This window comes from Streptomyces sp. NPDC104307 (genome assembly GCF_055584045.1).
In genome coordinates, this window is sequence record NZ_JBVJMU010000001.1 from 868,900 (window position 1) to 887,798 (window position 18,899).

The 18,899-nt window shown below is 71.3% G+C and carries 20 protein-coding genes; 7 read left to right on the forward strand and 13 right to left on the reverse strand.

Annotated features, from left to right (window positions below):
* The first annotated feature begins 28 nt into the window (after positions 1-28).
* Positions 29-2,101 carry an MDR family MFS transporter gene (locus ACZ601_RS03570; protein WP_469532490.1) on the forward strand — a complete coding sequence of 691 codons (2,073 nt, stop codon included), beginning with the start codon at positions 29-31 and terminating at the stop codon, positions 2,099-2,101.
* 15 nt (positions 2,102-2,116) lie between these two features.
* On the opposite strand, the gene ACZ601_RS03575 is transcribed toward ACZ601_RS03570, so the two are convergent.
* Positions 2,117-2,503 (reverse strand): winged helix-turn-helix transcriptional regulator, encoded by a 387-nt coding sequence (locus tag ACZ601_RS03575; protein ID WP_440575592.1) that lies wholly within the window; start codon positions 2,501-2,503, stop codon positions 2,117-2,119.
* A 95-nt stretch (positions 2,504-2,598) separates the two neighbouring features.
* Here ACZ601_RS03575 and ACZ601_RS03580 point away from each other — a divergent pair, with 95 nt between their 5' ends.
* Positions 2,599-3,270, forward strand: a complete 672-nt coding sequence (locus tag ACZ601_RS03580; RefSeq protein WP_469532491.1) for an NAD(P)-dependent oxidoreductase — start codon at positions 2,599-2,601, stop codon at positions 3,268-3,270.
* Positions 3,271-3,294: 24 nt separating this feature from the next.
* Here the strand turns inward: ACZ601_RS03580 and ACZ601_RS03585 are convergent, their stop codons facing one another.
* From ACZ601_RS03585 to ACZ601_RS03595, 3 genes are read right to left on the reverse strand one after another with little or no spacing between them, the layout of a single operon-like run.
* Positions 3,295-3,750, reverse strand: a complete 456-nt coding sequence (locus ACZ601_RS03585) for a YchJ family protein (RefSeq protein ID WP_469532492.1) — start codon at positions 3,748-3,750, stop codon at positions 3,295-3,297.
* A gap of 57 nt (positions 3,751-3,807) precedes the next feature.
* On the reverse strand, positions 3,808-4,044 hold the full coding sequence (locus tag ACZ601_RS03590; protein WP_024490276.1) for a DUF397 domain-containing protein: 237 nt from the start codon (positions 4,042-4,044) through the stop codon (positions 3,808-3,810).
* Positions 4,044-4,904 carry a helix-turn-helix domain-containing protein gene (locus ACZ601_RS03595; RefSeq protein WP_469532494.1) on the reverse strand — a complete coding sequence of 287 codons (861 nt, stop codon included), beginning with the start codon at positions 4,902-4,904 and terminating at the stop codon, positions 4,044-4,046. Before ACZ601_RS03595 ends, ACZ601_RS03590 begins: the two co-directional genes overlap by 1 nt.
* Before the next feature lie 205 nt (positions 4,905-5,109).
* On the opposite strand from ACZ601_RS03595, the gene ACZ601_RS03600 reads away from it, so the two are divergent.
* A complete protein-coding gene (locus tag ACZ601_RS03600; protein ID WP_440575596.1) occupies positions 5,110-5,568 on the forward strand; it encodes an ATP-binding protein in 459 nt (152 codons plus the stop codon).
* On the forward strand, positions 5,562-5,999 hold the full coding sequence (locus ACZ601_RS03605) for a hypothetical protein (protein WP_073734345.1): 438 nt from the start codon (positions 5,562-5,564) through the stop codon (positions 5,997-5,999). Before ACZ601_RS03600 ends, ACZ601_RS03605 begins: the two co-directional genes overlap by 7 nt.
* A 24-nt stretch (positions 6,000-6,023) precedes the next feature.
* Here ACZ601_RS03605 and ACZ601_RS03610 read toward each other — a convergent pair whose 3' ends face one another.
* From ACZ601_RS03610 to ACZ601_RS03635, 6 genes are all read right to left on the reverse strand, one after another.
* The gene (locus ACZ601_RS03610; protein ID WP_469532496.1) at positions 6,024-7,364 is read right to left on the reverse strand and encodes a 6-phospho-beta-glucosidase; all 1,341 of its coding nucleotides are present in this window, start codon (positions 7,362-7,364) and stop codon (positions 6,024-6,026) included.
* Between the two features lie 138 nt (positions 7,365-7,502).
* On the reverse strand, positions 7,503-9,059 hold the full coding sequence (locus tag ACZ601_RS03615; protein ID WP_469532498.1) for a cytochrome P450: 1,557 nt from the start codon (positions 9,057-9,059) through the stop codon (positions 7,503-7,505).
* An 88-nt stretch (positions 9,060-9,147) separates the two neighbouring features.
* On the reverse strand, positions 9,148-9,762 hold the full coding sequence (locus ACZ601_RS03620; RefSeq protein ID WP_440575599.1) for a GTP-binding protein: 615 nt from the start codon (positions 9,760-9,762) through the stop codon (positions 9,148-9,150).
* A complete protein-coding gene (locus ACZ601_RS03625; protein ID WP_440575600.1) occupies positions 9,743-10,114 on the reverse strand; it encodes a DUF742 domain-containing protein in 372 nt (123 codons plus the stop codon). Before ACZ601_RS03625 ends, ACZ601_RS03620 begins: the two co-directional genes overlap by 20 nt.
* Positions 10,111-10,518 (reverse strand): roadblock/LC7 domain-containing protein, encoded by a 408-nt coding sequence (locus ACZ601_RS03630; RefSeq protein WP_024494673.1) that lies wholly within the window; start codon positions 10,516-10,518, stop codon positions 10,111-10,113. Before ACZ601_RS03630 ends, ACZ601_RS03625 begins: the two co-directional genes overlap by 4 nt.
* Positions 10,515-12,128 carry a sensor histidine kinase gene (locus ACZ601_RS03635; protein WP_469532501.1) on the reverse strand — a complete coding sequence of 538 codons (1,614 nt, stop codon included), beginning with the start codon at positions 12,126-12,128 and terminating at the stop codon, positions 10,515-10,517. Before ACZ601_RS03635 ends, ACZ601_RS03630 begins: the two co-directional genes overlap by 4 nt.
* A 500-nt stretch (positions 12,129-12,628) precedes the next feature.
* On the opposite strand from ACZ601_RS03635, the gene ACZ601_RS03640 reads away from it, so the two are divergent.
* Positions 12,629-13,426 carry an IclR family transcriptional regulator gene (locus ACZ601_RS03640; protein WP_469532503.1) on the forward strand — a complete coding sequence of 266 codons (798 nt, stop codon included), beginning with the start codon at positions 12,629-12,631 and terminating at the stop codon, positions 13,424-13,426.
* On the opposite strand, the gene ACZ601_RS03645 is transcribed toward ACZ601_RS03640, so the two are convergent.
* The 3 genes from ACZ601_RS03645 to ACZ601_RS03655 all read right to left on the reverse strand — a co-directional run bounded on the left by ACZ601_RS03645 (position 13,374) and on the right by ACZ601_RS03655 (position 16,296).
* Positions 13,374-13,880 carry a MarR family winged helix-turn-helix transcriptional regulator gene (locus ACZ601_RS03645; protein WP_469532504.1) on the reverse strand — a complete coding sequence of 169 codons (507 nt, stop codon included), beginning with the start codon at positions 13,878-13,880 and terminating at the stop codon, positions 13,374-13,376. The two genes, ACZ601_RS03640 and ACZ601_RS03645, sit on opposite strands and share 53 nt — an antisense overlap.
* Entirely contained in the window at positions 13,877-15,592 is a 1,716-nt protein-coding gene (locus tag ACZ601_RS03650) for an FUSC family protein (RefSeq protein ID WP_469532506.1), read from the reverse strand. The genes ACZ601_RS03645 and ACZ601_RS03650 overlap by 4 nt, the downstream gene beginning before the upstream one ends.
* A 116-nt stretch (positions 15,593-15,708) precedes the next feature.
* Complete coding sequence (locus tag ACZ601_RS03655) at positions 15,709-16,296, reverse strand: helix-turn-helix domain-containing protein (protein WP_073734334.1); 588 nt, start codon at positions 16,294-16,296, stop codon at positions 15,709-15,711.
* Between the two features lie 108 nt (positions 16,297-16,404).
* Between ACZ601_RS03655 and ACZ601_RS03660 the strand changes: the two genes are divergently transcribed.
* Together ACZ601_RS03660 and ACZ601_RS03665 are read left to right on the forward strand one after the other, a co-directional pair.
* Positions 16,405-17,529, forward strand: a complete 1,125-nt coding sequence (locus ACZ601_RS03660) for an aryl-sulfate sulfotransferase (RefSeq protein ID WP_469532508.1) — start codon at positions 16,405-16,407, stop codon at positions 17,527-17,529.
* An 8-nt stretch (positions 17,530-17,537) separates the two neighbouring features.
* A complete protein-coding gene (locus tag ACZ601_RS03665) occupies positions 17,538-18,878 on the forward strand; it encodes a uracil-xanthine permease family protein (protein WP_469532510.1) in 1,341 nt (446 codons plus the stop codon).
* Positions 18,879-18,899: the final 21 nt, after the last annotated feature.

The following is an 18,899-nucleotide window of genomic DNA, read 5'->3' on the forward strand; positions in this document are numbered from 1 at the left end:
TGACAGGGCGCGGTGTGAGGGTGCAAACGTGACCACTGCCAGCGAGACCGCCCCCGCCGCGCAGAGTGCCGCCGCGCCGCCCCTGCTCGATCCACGCCGCCGGAACATCGTCTTCGCCACGATCGTGCTGGGTATCCTGCTGGCCGCGCTCGACCAGACGATCGTGGGTACGGCGCTGCCCACGATCGTCTCGGATCTGGGCGGCGCGGCCCATATGTCATGGGTGGTCACGGCCTATCTGCTCGCCGAGACAGTGGCGACGGTCCTGGTCGGGAAGTTCGGCGACCTGTTCGGCCGGAAGGTCGTCTTCCAGCTCTCCGCGATCATCTTCATCACCGGTTCCTTCCTGTGCGGCCTCGCGACGAACATGACGCTGCTGATCGTGTGGCGCGGTCTCCAGGGCGTCGGCGCCGGCGGGCTGATGGTCACGGCGATGGCGCTGATCGCGGACGTCATCCCGCTGCGCGACCGGGGCAAGTACCAGGGTGCGATCGGTGCGGTGTTCGGTGTCTCCACCGTCATCGGACCACTGCTGGGCGGGCTGTTCACCGACCATCTGACCTGGCGCTGGGCGTTCTACGTCAATGTGCCGATCGCCATCGTGGTGGTCATCGCCGCGGCCCGCACCATCCCCTCCGTGAAGGCCGCGGGGCGTCCGGTCATCGACTACCTGGGCATCGCCATGGTCACGGTCGGGGCCAGCTCGCTCATTCTGGCGACGAGCTGGGGCGGCAACCAGTACGCCTGGGGCTCCCCCGTCATCATCGGCCTGTTCGCGCTCGGCGTGGTCGCGCTCGCGCTCTTCTGCCTGGTGGAGTCCCGGGCGAAGGAACCGATGCTGCCGATGCGGCTGTTCGGCAACCCGGTCTTCACGGTCTGCTCGATCCTCAGCTTCATCGTGGGGTTCGCGATGCTCGGCGCGATGATCTTCCTGCCGACGTATCTGCAGTACGTGGACGGGGACTCCGCGACCCTCTCCGGTGTCCGCACGCTGCCGATGGTCATCGGTCTGCTGGTCGCCTCGATCTTCAGCGGCAACGTGGTCAGCAAGACCGGCCGCTACCGGATCTTCCCGATCATCGGTTCGCTGGTCATGGCGGTCGGCCTGTTCCTGCTCTCCCGGATGGGCCCGGACAGCGGGGTGTGGCTGGAGTCGCTGTACATGCTGGTGCTCGGTCTCGGGATCGGCCTGTCGATGCAGGTACTGACGATCGCGGTGCAGAACACCGTCGACTACTCGGACCTGGGCACGGCGACCTCGGGCGTGACGTTCTTCCGTACCCTCGGCAGCGCCTTCGGCACCGCGGTGTTCGGGACGATCTACGCCAACACGCTCGGCCCCAACCTCAAGGACGGGATCGCCGCCGCGGCGCGGGCGGGCGGCGATCCGGCGGTGCTGGTGAAGGCCTCGCAAAGCCCGGAGGGCCTGCACTCACTGCCCGGCGCGCAGTCGGCCGCACTGGCCCGGGCCTATGCCGACACCCTGCACACGGTGTTCCTGTGGACGGTGCCGGTCGCGGTGCTCGGATTCGTCGTGGCGCTCTTCCTGAAGGAGGTGAAGCTGCGGGACACGGTGCGGGCCGGCTCGACCGACATGGGCGAGGGCTTCGCCTCACCGAACACCGGGGACTCGGCCCGGCTGCTCGAATTCTCGGTGGCCAAGGTCCTGAGCCGGGTCGACCCGGACACGGCCCGGCGGATCATCGCGGAGTCGGACACCCGGCTCGACATGGCGGGGGCCTGGGCGGTGATGCAGGTCGAGCTGTTCACCAGGATGGTCGGCCACGCCGGGCTCCGGCTGATCGCGGCCCGGCACCGGCTTCCGCCGGAGGTACTGGTGCCCGTCTTCGACCGGATGATCGAGGAGGGCTACCTCACCGGGGACGGTCACCTGTTCGCCCACACAGCGGCGGGCAGCCGGGAGGCCGCGACCATCACGGACGCCTGGGCGGCCTGGCTCAACGACCAGCTGGGCCACGACGGCGAACGCCCGGACGACGCCCGCCTGCGCGCCGCGGTCGACGTCATCGCCAAGCGGCTGCTGGCGGAGGACCTCACCCAGGAACTGTCCCCGGCGGCCCCGGCCGGCGCCCCGGTCTGAGCGGGGCCGGGCGAGCTACGGCGCCCGGCGGCCGGCTGACGGCTCGTACGTCCTGCGGGCTTCGAGGAGCGCGGGCAGGTGGTCCCTGCTCCAGCTCCGGGCCGCGTCGATCAGAGTGAGCAGGGAGCGGCCGAGCGGTGTCAGCTCGTACTCGACCCTGGGCGGGTTCTCGTCGTGGGCCGTGCGGGTGACCAGGCCGTCGCGTTCCATCGCCCGCAGCGTCGCGGTGAGCACCTTCGGCGTGATGGCGGCCAGTGGCACCCGGAGCTCGCTGAACCTGCGGGCACCGCCCTGGAGGCAGAGCACCACCATCGCGGTCCACTTGTCACCGATCCGGACCGGGACCGGTGACGACGGGCACACGGGATCGAACATGCCGGGGTCGAGCGGATCGAGATCCATGACGAGAAGGCCTCCCGGTATCTTTGAAGTAACCAGTATCCCGTGGATACCGTCCTTTCCGGTGGCGATCGCCGCCGCCGGGAGGGGGCTGTTCCATGAGTGGTGTTGTCGTGTTCGGGGCGGGCGGTCGGGCCGGGCGGGCTATCACCGCCGAGGCGCGTGCGCGCGGTCACCGGGTCACCGCGGTGGTGCGGGATCCGGGCAAGTACGCCGGACTCGCGACGGACGACGGGGTGCGGCTGGTGCGGGGCGATGTGACGGACGCCGCCGGTATCGCCGGGCTCGTCCGGGGTCACGGCTCGGTCGTCCACGCCGTGAGCCCCTTCTCGGGGCCGGAGCAGGGCTTCGCCGGTCTCGACCCGCTGTTCTACGTCAAAGCGGCCGACGCGCTGATCCGGGGCCTGCCGGAAGCAGGCGTGTCACGTCTTCTGGTGGTCGGCCTGTTCGCCAACCTGAAGACGGCCGGCGGTCACCCGGTGCTCGACGACCCCGAGGCCTTCCCCCAGGAGATCAGGCCCTTCGCCGCCGCGCACACGGCGGGGCTCGACCGGTTGCGCACCCATGGCGGCGCCGTGGACTGGCTGATGCTGACGCCGCCCGCGCGGCTGGAGGCGGGCGGGACCAGGACGGGCGGCTACCGGACCGGCGGGGACGACGTGCCCGACTCGCCGGCGGCACACCTTTCGTACGCGGATCTGGCCGTGGCCCTTGTCGACGAGCACGAGAGGCCGACCCTGCACCGGACGCGGGTGTCCGTGTTCAACTGACGTCGGCGGTCCGGGCGCCCGCGATCAGTCCGCGAAGACCGCCGACTCGTAGACCCAGGCCCCCTCGTGCCGGACGAAGCGGCTCTTCTCGTGCAGCGAGTCGGCGCGGCCTCGGTCCCTGAAGTGCGCCCGGAAGGTGACCGTGCCCGTGGTGTGGAAGGCGCTGCCCTCCGTCGTCCCCAGGATCTCCAGCCGCTCCCAGCGCGTCCCCGGATCGAGGTCGAGGGTGTCCGGCCGGGTACCGGGATGCCAGGTGCGCAGCAGATAGCCGGCGTCCCGGACGACGAAGGCCGCGTACCGCGAACGCATCAGCGCCTCGCAGGTCTGCGCGGCGGCCCCGGCATGGAGCCTCCCGCAGCACGCGCCGTACTCGGCGGGCAGCCCGCACGGGCAGGGCGATGCCGCGGTGATCTCAGCGACTGGAGCGGTACGGGCGCGAGCGGCGGAGGGCCGCCGGGGGTGGGAGGTGCGTCGGGACATGGGCCCATTGTGGCCTGCGGCGGCTCCCGGCCGGCAACCGGACCGCCGCCCGTCACCTCACGTCAGCAGGAAGTCCGCCTGGCCGGCCTTGGCTCCCTGGATGAAGGCGGCGATCTCGCGGTGGGTGTAGATCAGGGCGGGGCCGTCCGGGTCCGCGGACTGGCGCATGGCGATTCTTCCGTCGGACAGTTTCATCGCCTCGACACAGTTGCCGCCGTTGCCACCGCTCCACGGCTTGTACCAGCCCTCGGAGCCGAGTTCGGCGGCCGGCATGCCGTTGTATATGGGTGTCATCACAGCTCCTTGCGGAAGCCCCGGAGGATTTCCTTCGTGCGTTGTGCAGTCGCGGCCTGGGCCGCCATTCGGTCCATGACCTCCAGGTAGGAGGCCACCTCGGGGCGGGCGTCGAAGTAGACGGCCCCGGTCAGGTATTCGCTGTAGACCATGTCGGGGAGCTCCGGGACGGCGAACCGGAAGAGCACGAAGGGCCCATAGGTGCCCGGGTGATGGCCGGTGGAGAACTCGGCGATCTGGACGGTCACGTTGGGCATCGCGGTCGCTTCGAGCAGCTTGTCGATCTGGGCGCGCATGGTCTCCGGGGCGCCCACCGGGCGGCGCAGCACCGTCTCGTCCATCACGACCCACAGCCGCGGGGCGTCCGGCCGGGTCAGCAGGGACTGGCGCTCCATCCGCAGCGCCACATGGCGCTCGATGTCCTCCGGCCTGGTCTGGCCGACGGCTCCGGTGCGCATCACCGAGCGCGCGTAGTCCTCGGTCTGCAGCAGCCCGGGGACGAAGTGCGGCTCGTACATGCGCAGCAGGCCCGCCGCGCCCTCCAGGCTGACGTACATGCTGAACCAGTCGGGCAGCACGTCGTGGAAACGCTGCCACCAGCCCGGCTTGTTGGCCTCCTCCGCGAGGACGACGAAGGCGTCGGCCTCCTCCTCGGAGATCCCGTAGGCCTTCAGGAGAAGTTGCACATAGGCGATCTTGAGGGCGACCTCGGCCGTCTCCAGCCTGCGTATCGTCGCGGGCGCGACACGCAGCACCTTGGCAGCCTGGTCACGGCTCAGGCCGACACGTTCCCGCAGATCCTGCAGGCGCTTGCCGAGAACGACCTGACCCACGGTCGGGGCGGACCGCGGTTCACTCACTTCAGACCTCCCCATGCGCTGTTTGCGAGCAGTGTGCCATGCGCGTGCCATCAAAGACACAGCCACTCTGGAAATTTCAGAGTGCCCCTTGCCAAGTGTTCGCGACAGGGGGAGAGTTGGTGAGTGAACCAGTTCACTAGTCGCGCTCAGCTGTTTTCACCAAGATCGCGAAGCGTGACACAGCCCCCACTGTGAGGATTCGGTCGTGGCACCTGGCAGTGCGCTCATCTCCCGGCTCGTCGACCTCAGTCCCGGGACCGAAGCGCTCCGGTACTGCTTCGCGCTGCCCGCGCACCCGGAGTCGGTGGCCGGTGCCCGTCGGCTCACGCGGGCCCGGCTGGACGAGTGGCGGCTGGACGACGACGCACACGACGCGGCGATCCTCATCGTGTCCGAGCTGGTGACCAACGCGGTGGTGCACACCTCCAGCTCTCGCGTCGTGTGCGAGCTGCGCTGCCTCGACCACCGGCTGCGCATAGCCGTACAGGACCAAGGACACCAGCCCGGCGGACCTCAGTTGTGCCGCACCGCCGACGACGAGCACGGACGCGGACTGCTGCTCGTGGACGCGATGTGCAGTGCTTGGGGGTCCCGCGACGCGGGGGACGGATCGGGCCGCATCGTCTGGGCAGAACTGCCGCACGGCTCGGAGCACTCATGCTGAAGAACGCCATGTCCCATCTCCTGGGAACCCGTCGCCCCCGTGAGCCGGGCCGCCCCGGTGGCGGCCGGGTGCAGCTCCCGCTCCCCTCGGCCCTCACGGCGACCCTGGGCTGCGACGCGGTGGGGGTGCCGGCCCGGTACGGTTTCCGGCTGATGTCTCATCTGCCGCGCACCGGCTGCGTCTTCGACGACGGGGAGCGCTGGTGGTGGATCGTCCCGTCGGGTTCCGATCTCGAACTGGACTGGCCGGCTCAGGCCGCGTACGCGCGCGGCGCCTACGTACCGGCGGTGCGGCCCCGGCTGATCCATCAGCCGGACAGCCGCACGCCGTACACGCCGCCCATCCCGCTCTACCTGATGGTCTGCCAGGTGACCGGGGTGACGCCCTCGTGGACGTCCGCGGGCGGCCCTCGGGTCTCCTCCGCCCCCTGACCCGCGGCCGCCCGGTGAGCGGCGCTACGTCAGGTACGAGAGGCCCGGGTGGACCCGGGTGTAGCCGTCGACCAGGCGGCGGGCGACCGTGACCGAGTCGACCAGCGGGTGCAGGGCGAAGGCCCGGACGGCGTCGCCGCGCGAACCGCTCGCCGCCGCGTCCAGCACCGTGCGCTCGACGGCCTTCACCGAGGTGACCAGCCCGACCGCGTGGTACGGCAGCGGGTCGACGGCGACCGGATGGGCGCCGTTCGCGTCCACCAGGCACGGCACCTCGATGACGGCGTCCGCGTCGAGCACGGAGAGCGTGGTGCGGTTGCGGACGTTGAGGATCAGGGAGGTACGTTCGTCGCGGGCCACGGCCCGCATGAGGGCCAGCGCGACCTGTTCGTAGCCGCCGGAGCCGAGGTCGCTCTCCTCGCGCTCACCGGCCCCCGCCACCTCCCGGTTCTCCGACATGTAGGTGGCCTCGCGCTCCGCGCGGGTGCGGTCCCAGGTGGCCAGGGCGGGGGTTCCCGGGTTCTTCATGCAGCCGTAGAAGCCCTCCTGCTGCTCCCGGAGGAAGGCGCCCCGGGTCTGCTCCGCCTCCTGGTAGGCGCGGACCGCCTCGCGGTTGAAGTAGTAGTAGTGCAGGTACTCGTTGGGGATCGCGCCCAGGGACCGCAGCCAGTCGGCGCCGAAGAGCCGGCCCTCCTCGAACGAGCCGAGCAGCTCCGGGTCCTCGAACAGCCTCGGCAGTTCGTCCCGGCCGTCGACGTACAGGCCCCGCACCCAGCCGAGGTGGTTGAGGCCGACGTAGTCGATCCGGGCCCGGTCCGGCTCCGCGCCGAGCACCCGGGCGATCCGGCGGCCGAGCCCGACCGGTGAGTCACAGATGCCGATGACCCGGTCACCGAGGTGGGCGGACATCGCCTCTGTCACCAGTCCGGCCGGGTTGGTGAAGTTGATGACCCAGGCGTGCGGGGCGAGCCGGGCGATGCGCCGGGCCAGGTCGACCGCGACCGGCACGGTGCGCAGTCCGTAGGCGATTCCGCCCGCGCCGACGGTCTCCTGTCCGAGCACGCCTTCGTCGAGGGCCACCCGTTCGTCGGCGGCCCGGCCCGCGAGCCCGCCGACCCGGATCGCGGAGAAGACGAAGTCGGCGCCGCGCAGCGCCTCGTCGAGTTCGGTGGTGGCGATGACGGCCGGGGCGTCCGCGATGCCCTCGGCCTGCTCGGTGAGCACCCGGGCGACGGCGGTGAGCCGGTCGGGGTCGGTGTCGTAGAGGGTGACCGAGGAGACCCGTCCCTCGGCGTGGTCGGCGAGCAGCGCCCCGTAGACCAGAGGAACCCGGAACCCGCCGCCACCCAGAATTGTCAGCTTCACGCTTCCGCATGGTACGTGGGGGCGTCGTGAGGGGCTCGGTGCGACGGGCCGGTGCTGCCGCCTGATGGTGACGACGGCCCGGCGGAGGGGAGCCTGAGGGTTCCGTTCCGCCGGGCCGTCGTCACCGTTCACCGCCGGTCAGTTGCCGCTCCACCAGCGGGTCACGACGCGCCACAGTCGGGCCGGGGCTGCGGGCCGGCGCTGCTGCGGGATGAGGCCCGCCGCCTCGCCGGGCGCGGCCGCCGAGCCGTCGGTCGCGGCGGTCGCCCCGGCCGGACCGGTGCCGGCCTGGTCCGGGGACACGGGGGCCCGGACCGGGATCGGTGCCGTGTGGCGGACCGCCGACTGCACCTCCCAGTCCTGGCGGGCCGGGTTCGGCTTGCCCATGGACGGCGGTTCCCGGTCGTCCTGCGGCTGGCGGGAGGCGAACTCGGCGGGGAGCCGGACCAGATGGCGGCCCATGATGTTGCCGACCCACTGGAGTTCGCTCTCGTCCACGGCGAGTTCGAGGTCGGGCAGCCGCATCAGCAGCGCGTCCACGCCGACGTCCGCGATGGCGCGGCCGATGTCCTGCCCGGGACATTCGTGCGGGCCGCCGCTGAACGCGAGGTGGGCCCGGTTGCCCTCCATGTTGGCGCCGAGGTCGGGCCGTACCACCGGGTCGGTGTTGGCCGGGGCGATGCCGACGATCATCGCGTCGCCCGCCTTGATGCGCTGACCGCCCAGTTCGGTGTCACCGACCGCCCAGCGGCCGAAGACCGCGGTGAACGGCGGCTCGTCCCACAGGGTCTGCTCCACCGCCTCCGGGACGGTCATGTGGCCGCCGCTGAGCCTGGCCCGGAACCGCGGGTCGGTGAGCACCATGCGGAGCACGTTGGCGATCAGGTTGGTGGTCGACTCGTAGGAGGCGATCAGGATGAGCCGCAGATGCTCGGCGACCTCCTGGTCGTTCATGTCCGCGGGGTGCTCGACGAGCCAGGTGGCGAAGTCGTCCGCGGGTTCGCGGCGGCGCCGTTCGACCAGGCGGCTCAGCGCGGCGAGCACGTAGGCGTTGCTCTCGACGGCGGTGGCCGTGCCCCGGACCATGTCCCGGGCGGCCCCCACCATCCGGTCGTTGTACTCCTCCGGCATCCCGAGGATCGCGCACATCACCATCATCGGCAGCCGCTCGGCGAACTCGCTGACCAGGTCGGTGCGGCCCTCCCGGCAGAAGTCGTTGACGAGCCGGTTGCTGTACCGGTTGACGTGGCGGCGGACGCCACGGGTGTCGATCCGGTTCATGGAGTCGGTGACGGCACCGCGCTGGCGCTCATGGGTGGCGCCGTCCGCGAAGACGCAGATCGGCTGCCAGGTGAAGATCGGGGCCAGCGGGTGGTCGGGCGCCACGGTGCCGTCCTGCAGTGCACGCCAGCGACGGGAGTCGCGGGAGAACTGCGAGGGCGTACGGGTCATGTGCAGGTTCTCGCTGTGCCCGAGGACCAGCCAGGCCGGTACGTCGCCGTGCAGCAGCACGGGCGCGACCGTGCCGTGTTCGGCACGCAGCTTGTCGTACAGGCCGTGCGGGTCCTGTTCTGCCTCGGGGCCGTAGAGCCGTCGCAGGCCGCCGGGGCCGATACCGAGGCCGTGGGCCGGGCACTCGGGGGGTGGAACCGGCCCCGTGGCCGCTCCGGGCTCGTAGTGAAATGGGGTTGTCACGATCGCTCCAGGGATCAGACTGCCAAGGGCGGACGAATGGGGTACGCGGTGGGGGCGCGCGGAACGGGTGCGCAGGACGCGTGGGACGTCAGCCGAGCGGGACAGCCGCACTGTGCAGATACCGCATCAGGGTCATCAGCACATCGCGGCTGGAGGCGCGCAGTCGGGCGTCGCAGTCGATCATCGGGACCTCGTCCGGCAGGTCCAGCGCGCTGCGCAGGGCCTCGACGGGGTGCTTCGGGGCGTCGGGGAAGGTGTTGACGGCGACGACGAACGGTACGCCGCGCTCCTCCAGCCGCCCGATGACGTCGAAGCTGACCTCCAGCCGGCGGGTGTCGATGAGGACGACGGCGCCCAGTGCCCCCTCGAACAGGCCGTTCCAGAGGAACCAGAAGCGTTCCTGTCCGGGGGTGCCGAACAGATAGAGGATCAGTTCCTCACTGATGCTGATCCGGCCGAAGTCCATGGCCACGGTGGTGGCGGTCTTGCTCTCCACTCCGTAGTTGTCGTCCACGCCGACGCCGGCCTGGGTCATGGTCTCTTCGGTGGTCAGGGGCCGGATCTCGCTGACGGAGCCGACCATCGTCGTCTTGCCGACCCCGAACCCGCCGACGATCACGACCTTCACCGCGGCGGTGGCCGTGGTCGGCAGGACGTCCTCGCTCCGGGGGCCCGTGATCGTGTCAGAGTTTCTGAAGTCCATGCATCACCGCTTCGAGGAGGGACCTGTCCGGGAGGGTCGCGCGGATGATCGGCGCTCGCGATTCGATCAGTTGGGTCGCGAGGAGATCGGTGAGGAGCGAGGTCACCACGCTGAACGGCAGGCTGAGGTAGGCGGAGATCTCCGCGACGGACAGGGGTGCCTGGCAGAGCCGCAGGATCACGGCCTGCTCGGGCTGGACCGTCGGTGTCGGCTGTGACTTGGACACCACCATCGTGACCAGGTCGAGTGAGGCCCGCTCACTGCCGTCGGGATCGCCGGTGATCACGTAGAGCCGCTCCGGATCGCTCAGCGCCGGATCGACCGTGCGGCGTTCTCGTCGGATCGAACTCATCCGGCCTGCCCGTCGTGCCGGGGCGGGCTCGTCAGATGGGCGCCGATCCGTACGACCATGTCGCGCATCCGCGATCCGACGAGCCCCGCGTCCACCGTCTCACCGGCGAGCACGGCGAGATACGCACCGGCTCCGGCGGCCATCAGGTAGAAGAACCCGCCGGTGACCTCGATGACGACGAGCCGCATCCGGCCGTCGCTGTACGGGATCTCGGAGGCGACGGCCGCGGCCAGGCTCTGCAGCCCGGCGCAGGCCGCCGCGAGCCGGTCGGCGACATCGGGGTCACCGCCGTGCCGGGCGATGCGCAGCCCGTCCGCGGAGAGCACCACGATCTGGTGGATGTCCGGAACGTCGTCGGCCAGCTCTTTGAGCATCCAGTCCATGTTGCCCCGCTGCTGGATCACTTGAGGTCCCCCTTGTCCCACGCGTCATCGGAGTCTTCGTCGGGCCCGGGTTCCCGCGGAACGCCGTTGGCGCCCTTGGTGAACGCCTCCAGCCAGATTCCGGGAGGCGGTTCCTTGCCGTTCTCATGGCCGTTTCCGTGGCCGTTGGTCCGGCCCGCGGTGGGGTCTGCGGGCTGCGCGGGGAGGTTGTGGGAACCCAGCGGCGCCCGGCCGCGGCTGCGGCGTTGCGGGAGTCCGCCGGCGGTCCACTCCGTCACCACGGGGGGATCGTCCTCCATGGCGACCGGGGCGGCGGCGGGGGCGGCCGGACGGGTGGCGGGGGCCACCGGGCCGGTGGCCGGACGGGCGCCCAGCGGGCTGGGCTTGCGGTGGGTGCTGCGGGCCGGGACGACGTGCTTCATGTTCGCGAGGTCGATGTCGCTGGTCGGCCGCGAGGTGGCGCCGATGCCGTGGGCGATACCGGGCGCGGGGCCGGTGGTGATCATGGAGCGGGGCACGATGAGCACCGCGCGGACACCGCCGTACGCGGACTGCCGCAGCGAGACCTGGAGGTCGTACATCCGCGACAGCCGGCCGACGACCGCCATGCCGAGCCGCGGGGACTCGCCGAGGTCGTTCATGCTGGAGCCGGCCTGGGCCCTGGCGAGCATGTTCTCGGCCCGCGCGCGGGCCTCCTCGCTGAGGCTGACGCCGCCGTCCTCGATCTCGATGGCGATGCCGGTCTGCACCTCGACCGCGGTGACGTGCACACGGGTCTGCGGCGGCGAGTACCGGGTCGCGTTGTCGAGGAGTTCGGCGCAGGCGTGGATGAGCGGTTCGACCGCGGTGCCGATGATGGCGACCTTGGCGATCGAGTGCAGATCGACGCGCGGGTACTCCAGGATCCGCGACATGGCACCGCGCAACACGCTGAACAGCGGTACGGGCTTGGGCCACTGGCGGCTGGGGCGGGCGCCGCCGAGGACGGCGATGGAGTCCGCGAGCCGGCCGATCAGCGCGGTGCCGTGGTCGATGCGGAGCAGGTCGTCGAAGACGTCGGGGTTGCGCCCGTGGTGCTCCTCCATCTCCCGCAGCTCACTGGCCTGCCGGTGGACGATCGCCTGGACGCGGCGGGCGACGTTGACGAAGGCGCGCTGCGCGGAGTCACGCGTCGCCTCCTCGTTGTCGATGATGTCCAGCACCGTGTAGACGAGGGACCGCTGGGCGTCCGGCAGATGCCGGTAGACCGGGTCGGCGTCCACGACGTCGCGCAGCACCTCGTCGGGGGAGTTGCCCACCCGCAGCCGGTGGATCGCGGCGGGCAGGAGCTCCTTGCTGATCCGTACGGTCTCTTCGTCATGGCTGGCCAGCCGGCGTTCCAGGCCGCCGCACCGGTGCTCGTACTCGGCGCGCTGCCGGCGGATCGTCCGGGCGCGGCGGGCGAGTTCGGCGGTGAGCACGGCGACCACGACGGTGGCGAAGGCGCCGCACCAGACGACTGGTATCCGCGCGGCCCCGGAAACCAGCGCTACGGCTGCGGCGGTCGCGCCCGCCATCGCGACAACGGGCAGCAACACGGCGCGGACGACAGGTGTTTCTCGGTCGATCGGCGGTGATTCAACACGAACCATCTAAAACCTCTGGCGGTTGACTCGGGGGATTATTCAGGAAGTACAGCGCTTACAGGGCAGTTGGGAACAAGCGCTCGAATTGACATCAACTCGACTTCACTGCGCGTGAGCTTAGTCAGATCGAAACAGTGCTTCGGCACATTCACCCAACCCCCTGCGCGAGCACTCCAGCGGTAATACACTCGCGGGTTTTGCACGCACCGCCTCCAAGCGTGCGCGGGGAGTGACGGGAGGGCGAATTTCGGAGAAATCACCCCTCCGCGTCCTGCCGTGCGGGACACACTCGCCGGCCTGCCGGATCCCGAGCACCCTCAACGCCCTTGCGGACTAGGGTTGCTGGGCACACCGGCGACCCCAGCGACTCCGGATCGACGCATTCCGTACCGGAGAGCGGTACAGGGGCACATGTGATCGAAGCGGATCGAAAGGAACAGATTTCTGACCGACACGCGAGTGGAGCGCGTGGTCGCCATCCGAACGAACAGAGGAACGGACATCTCATGGAGCCGACACGGGACTACACCATCGAGTCACTCGACACCGGACTCCGGCTGCTGCGGCTGTTCCTCACGCATGACTCGCTCACCGTCTCCGGGGCGGCCGCGCTGCTCTCCGTCGGCCGCTCCACCGCCCACCGCGTGCTCAGCACACTGGAGGGACGCGGCTTCGCGGTCCGGGACGCCTCGGGCCGCGGCTACTCCCCCGGTCCCGAACTCATGAGGCTGGGGCGGCCCGCCGGGTTCTGCGCCGAGGACCGCGAACAGATCGGTGCGGTACTGGACGACGCGGTGCGGCGCACCGGCGAGACCGTGCAGAGCGTCACCCTCATCGGGGACCGGATCGTCGTCACCGACGGCCGCGAGTCCGGGCAGCCGGTGCGGGTGGCGCTGGAGACGGGGCGCACCTACCCCGCGTACGCCACATCGGGTGGCCGGATGCTGCTCTCCCGGATGACCCCGGAACAGGTCCGCGCGCTGGATCCGTGGGAGCGGCCGGACGAGGGCGCCCACCTGGCCGGCTCACGGCAGGCGCTGCTCGACGAGTTGGCGCAGATCCGGGCGTGCGGATACGCGCTGGGCCGCGGCGAGCCGGTGCCGGGCATGAACACGGTCGCCGTACCGCTGGCCGGTTCCGGCCGCCGGGACCTGCTCGCGCTGATGGCCTGCGCGCCCGCGGACCGGGGTGACGACGCCACGCTGGTGCGCCGTGCGGAGGAGCTGCGTCGGTCCGCCGCGCTCCGGGCGGTCAGCGGCGGGCCCCGCCGATCCGCCCCTCCAGCTGTACCAGCAGCTCGCTGAGCTGCGCGCTGAGCCGGTCCCTGGACTCCACGTCGAGGCCGGAGAGCACCGCGCGCTCGTAGGCCAGTTGCTGGGGCAGCAGTCCGTCGACGAGCGCGCGGCCCTCGTCCGTGAGCCGCACATGCGCGACCCGGCGGTCCCGGGCGTCGCCGCGGCGCTCTGTGAGGCCGCGCTCCTGGAGGACGCGCAGGCGTTTGGTCACGGCCGCGCCGGAGGAGAACGTCTCCCTGGCCAGTTCGCCGGGGGTGAGTTCGCGGTCGGTACGGCGTACCGCACCGAGCAGGTCGAACTCGGCGCGGGTCAGTCCGGCGGCCCGCAGCGGGGCGTCCTCGGCCTGTTGGAGCAAGGCGGCGCAGCGGTTGATCCGGCCGATGAGCTCCATGGGTCCGGTGTCCAGCTCCGGGTTGACTGCCTGCCACTGCCGTACCACAGAGGCGACGATGTCGTCGGTCACACCGCTCCGTTCTCCGGGGCCGGGGCGATCAGCCCCTGCCGTATCGCTGTCGCCGCGAGCGTACGGTGTCCGGCCTGCTCGGCGGCGAGTACCTCCTCCTGGGGCAGGTCGCGCTGCCACCATTCGCCGGCCGCCGTGTCGTCCGCGTCGCGCAGTTCGACCAGGCAGCCGGTGAGCCCGCGGCGGGCGGCTTCGAGTGCGGCGGGGCTCGAACCCGGGGCCGCGAGGGTCTGTACGGCGTGGGCGCAGGCCAGTTCGGCGGCGGCGAGTGCCGCTGCCACCCGCCCTGCGGCGCGCCGGTTGGTGACGAGCATCGCGGTGAGGATCCCGGCCGCGGCACCGATGACGGTGTCCAGGACCCGGTCGCCGATGAGTTCACCGGCCGGGTGGCTGCCGGCGTACTCCAGGACGAGCAGCGCCATCGGGGTCACCGCGACCGAGCCGAGCCAGTAGTTGCGGGTGATCAGGGCCTCTGCGGCGAAGCTGAAGAAGAGGCAGAAGCCGATCAGGGCCAGCGGGCCGGTCCGGGTGACCGGGAGAACGGCGGCGAAGACCAGGACGCCGACGAGGTTGCCGAGGGTGCGCTGGAGGGCCCGGTTCCAGGAGAGCGTGACGTTGGCCTGGTAGAGGGAGGCCGCGGTGACGATGGCCCAGTAGGGGCGGCCGACGCCGACGGCCGATGAGAGGTAGCCGGCCAGGGCGCAGCCGATGAGGGCGCGGGCCGCGATCGGCAGCAGCGGGGATCCGGGGCCGAGGCGGCGCAGCAGCGCGCGGCGCGCTTCGCGGGGCTCTGCGGGCCGCAGGGCCGTGCGTTCGGCTTCGATGCCGAAGAGTTCGGCGGCCGTTCCGGGGGCGGCCGGCGGGGTGGGCACCGGTCCTCTGGCCCGGGTCCGGGCGGCCCAGTCGCGGAGCAGGGCGGGGTCGGCGGCCTCGGAGACTCCCCCGTCGGCGGCGGGCTGGCCGGCGGCGAGTGCGGTCTCCGCGTGCACGACGAGGCGCTCCAGCGCACGGCGCGCGGGAGTGGGGCGGCCGGCCGCGAGGAGGGTCTGCCACGCACCGTGCACCGAGGCGACCGCGGCGCGCCGGGTGTGGTGGCCGGGGTCCGCGGCGTGGGCCGCGGCCGCGTCGAGGGCGCGGGCCGTCGCGAGGCGCTCGGGCCCCTCGCGGCGGATGAGCGCGGGACCGGCGACGGTGACCAGCCAGGAGACCGCGCCCGCGCCGAGGGTCAGTGCGAGGTGACCGGGTATCTGGCCCAAGTGCTGCGGGGCGAACAGGGACGCCGAGCTGACGAACGTGAAGATCAGCGGTCCGGGAGGCCCGATCCGGGTGGCGTCGCAGAGCAGCTTCTGCCCGGCCGCCAGGAGGGCGCCGACGGCGATCAGGACGGCGGTCGAATCGGTCAGCGACGCGGTGACGAGCGATACCGCCAGTCCGGCGAGCATCCCGAGGACGACTCCGACGATGCTGCGGGCGCGTCGCGCGTACGGCAGGTTGTGGCCGTACAGCGCGCAGAGGGAGCCGGCCATCGTGTACATCACGAGGTCGAGGCGGTCGATGGAGAACAGCACCAGGTTGGGTATCGCCGTGGCCACGACCACGCTGGACGCCGGTTTGAGCCAGATGTCCGAGGGCCGGGCCAGGCGCAGCGGTCCCGCCAGCGGGAGCCGGTGGACGGAGGGCTGCCGACGCGGCCGGGTAGTTGTATCGCTCACCCAAATACGTTAACAGGTATTACACATATAAAACACTTCGATCGAGATCTCCGCCCCGATGATCCACGACCGCCCACAGCCACGGCATCCGAGGCGCCGTTCCCGGCGGCCTCCGGTCACCCGGTCTGCTCGTCCGTCGCCTGGACGTGGTCCGCGATGCCGACCACCAGGACCCGGGTGCCCGGTTCCGTCGGACGCCAGCGGTGGACGAGGCCGCCGGCGCAGTAGAGGGTGTCGCCCCGCTCCAGCCGGTAGAAGCTGCCGTCCGCCTCGACCTCGGCCCCGCCGTCCGCGACGTAGAGGATCTCGTCGTTGCGGTGCCTGAACTCCCGGCCCCAGTCGTGGTCCCCGGTGAACTCAAGGGCGTGCAGGCGCTGATGACCGCGTACCAGCGGGCGCATCCGGCCGTCGCCGCCCTCCGCGCCGGTCTCCCGCACGGACGCGGAGGCGCCGCGCACCACGTCGACAGGCCGGGGCGCCTCCGCCGTGGCCAGCAGCTGGACCGCGGTCGTGTCGAGCGCGTCCGCGATGCGCTGGAGCGATCCCATGCTCGGCCGGGAGCGGCCGTTCTCGATCTGGCTCAGGAAGGGCGTGGAGAGCCCGGCCCGCCGCGCGACCTCCGCGAGGGTCAGCTCAAGGGCGCGGCGCCGTCGGCGAATTCCCGGGCCGACCAGGGGGGTGTCCGCCTCGCTCATCTCACTCATTCCGTGTCCCGCGTGCCGCACACCACAGCCGGCGGGGCAGTGAGCAGCCTACCGGGCCGGTTAATCTTTTAAGTCCCACCTAATAAAGTTAACAGGGAGGACCGATCCATGCCCCTCGTGGACCAGAACCAGCGACGGCGCCGCGGTACCGGACTCATAGCCCTGGACGAGGAGGCCTCCTACGGCGGGTACACCCTCTTCGCCCCGCTGACCGGCGGCGGCGACGTGTATCTCATCGACATGCGCGGTGAGGTCGTCCACCAGTGGAACCTCCCGCACCGGCCGGGGCGGCACGCCAGGATCCTGCCGGGCGGCAACCTCGCGTACAGCGGCGTCCTCCCGGACGAGCCGGCGCTCTTCCCGATGTGGCACAAGTACCGCGGCGGGATCATGCAGGAGATCACCCCCGACGGCACCGTCGTGCGCGAGCACCGCGACCGCTACCAGCACCACGACGCGTACCACTACGGCGACGGCCGGCTGCTGTACGCCGCGCTGGAGCCGCTGACCGGCGAGGCCGCGGCCGCTGTCCGGGGCGGGGTCCCCGGCTCGGAGCCGGACGGCACGGTCTGGGCGGACACCATCGTCGAGGTGGACGCCGAGGGCCGCACGGTCTGGGAGTGGAAGGTCTCCGAGCACCTCGACCGCGAGGCCTTCCCACTGCATCCCGACTACTCGCGCGAGCACTACCCGCTGATCAACAGCGTACTGCCGACCAGCGACGGCAACATCCTGGCGAGCCTGCGCTCCGCCTCCGCGGTGATCGTCATCAGCCGGGAGACCGGCGAGATCATCTGGCGCAGCGAGCCCGGCACCGTATCGCAGCAGCACTGCCCGACCGAGCTGGAGAACGGCAACTTCCTGGTCTTCGACAACGGCGTCTTCCGACCGCACTGGGACGTGCCGTTCAGCCGGGTCATCGAGATCGAGCGGTCGAGTGGCACCATTGTCTGGGAATACCACGACCCGGCACGCGAGTCGTTCTTCGCCCCGTTCATGGGCAGCGCCCAGCGGCTGCCGAACGGGAACACGCTGGTGACGGACTCCCCGGCCGGACGGCTCTTCGAGGTCACCCGGGACGGCTACCTGTGCTGGGAGTACATCGTGCCGTTCTTCGGCGGCTACAGGGAAGAAGAAGTGCGCAAGCTGTTCCCGTCCGAGCCCAACGCCGTGTTCCGCTCCTACCGCTACTCGGCCGGGGAACTCCCCTGGCTCGACGTCCCGAAGGGCTGAGCCGGACCATGGCCTCCCCCGCCCCCGGCACGGCCGCCACCGACGCGGCCGCCGCCGGACCGGTTCCGTCCGTCGCACCGGTCGACGAGCGGCTCCCGCTCCCCCGGCTGGTCCCGCTGGCCTTCCAGCACCTGCTCGCCGGGGTCGCCGCCCCCGTCTCCTCCGTGATCCTGATCGGTACGACGCTGTCGCTGACCGCGTCCCAGACGGCGTCGCTGCTCAGCGCCACGCTCGTGCTGTGCGGTATCGGCGCGCTGCTCCAGTCGCTGGGTGTGCGGGCGCTGCGGGTCGGCGCCCGGCTGCCGTTCCTGATGCTGCCGGGCGGTGCGGCGGTGGCGATCTTCCTCCAGGTCGCCAAGGAGCACGGGCCCACGACCGCCTCGGGCTCCGTGCTGATCGCGGCGGTCTTCCTGATCGCCGTACTGCCGCTCTACGGCCGGCTGGTGCGGTTCTTCCCGCCGCTGGTGATGGGCACCACGGTGGTCCTGATCGGCATTAACATGATCAAGATCACCGCCCCGATGATCGCCTCCGGACCCGGGCTGGGCTTCGCCACGCTCGGCATCATCGCCCTGTTCTTCCTGTTCATGCGCGGTGTCTGGCGGCAGATGTCGGTGCTCTTCGGTCTCGCGGGAGGCACCGTCGTCGCCGCGCTCAGCGGTACGGCGTTCCACATGGCGCACGGCAGCACGTTCGCGCTGCCGGACCCGTTCCCGTACGGCACGCCGCACTTCGATCTGCTGGCCGCCGTGCCGCTGCTGGTGTTCGCGCTCGCGTCGCTGGCAGAGGCGACCGGACAGACCGTCCTGAACAGTGAGGCGGTGGGGCGGACTCCGGACCCGGCCCGGGACGTCCCGCGGATCTCCCGCGCGGACGCCGTGACCTCACTGGGCGCCGGAATCTTCGGTACGTCGCTGATGGTGACCAGCGCGGAGAACATCGGCATCGTCCAGCTGACCCGGGTACGCAGCCGGTTCGTCACGGCGGGCGCGGGGGTGCTGCTGATCCTGTGCGGTCTCATCACGCCGCTCACCCGGCTGCTCGCCGCCATCCCGGAGCCGGTGGTCGGCGCCGCGGGGCTGATCATCTACGCGGTGATCGCGACGATGGGGTTCGGCATGCTCAGCCGGGAGGACCTCACGCACGGCACCAACGGCATCGTGGTCGCACTCGCGCTCTGCGTCGGGCTGCTGCCGGTCTTCGCCCCCGAGATGTATGCGGGGATGCCGGTGTGGGCCCGGACCGTCTTCGGCAGTGGCGTGGCCGCCGGGGCGCTGGCCGCGGTGATCCTTGCGGCGGTGTTCGCCAGGCTGGGGCCACCGGACGCAACGCCGGAGCGGGCGGACTGACCGGGTACGCGTGGGAGCCCG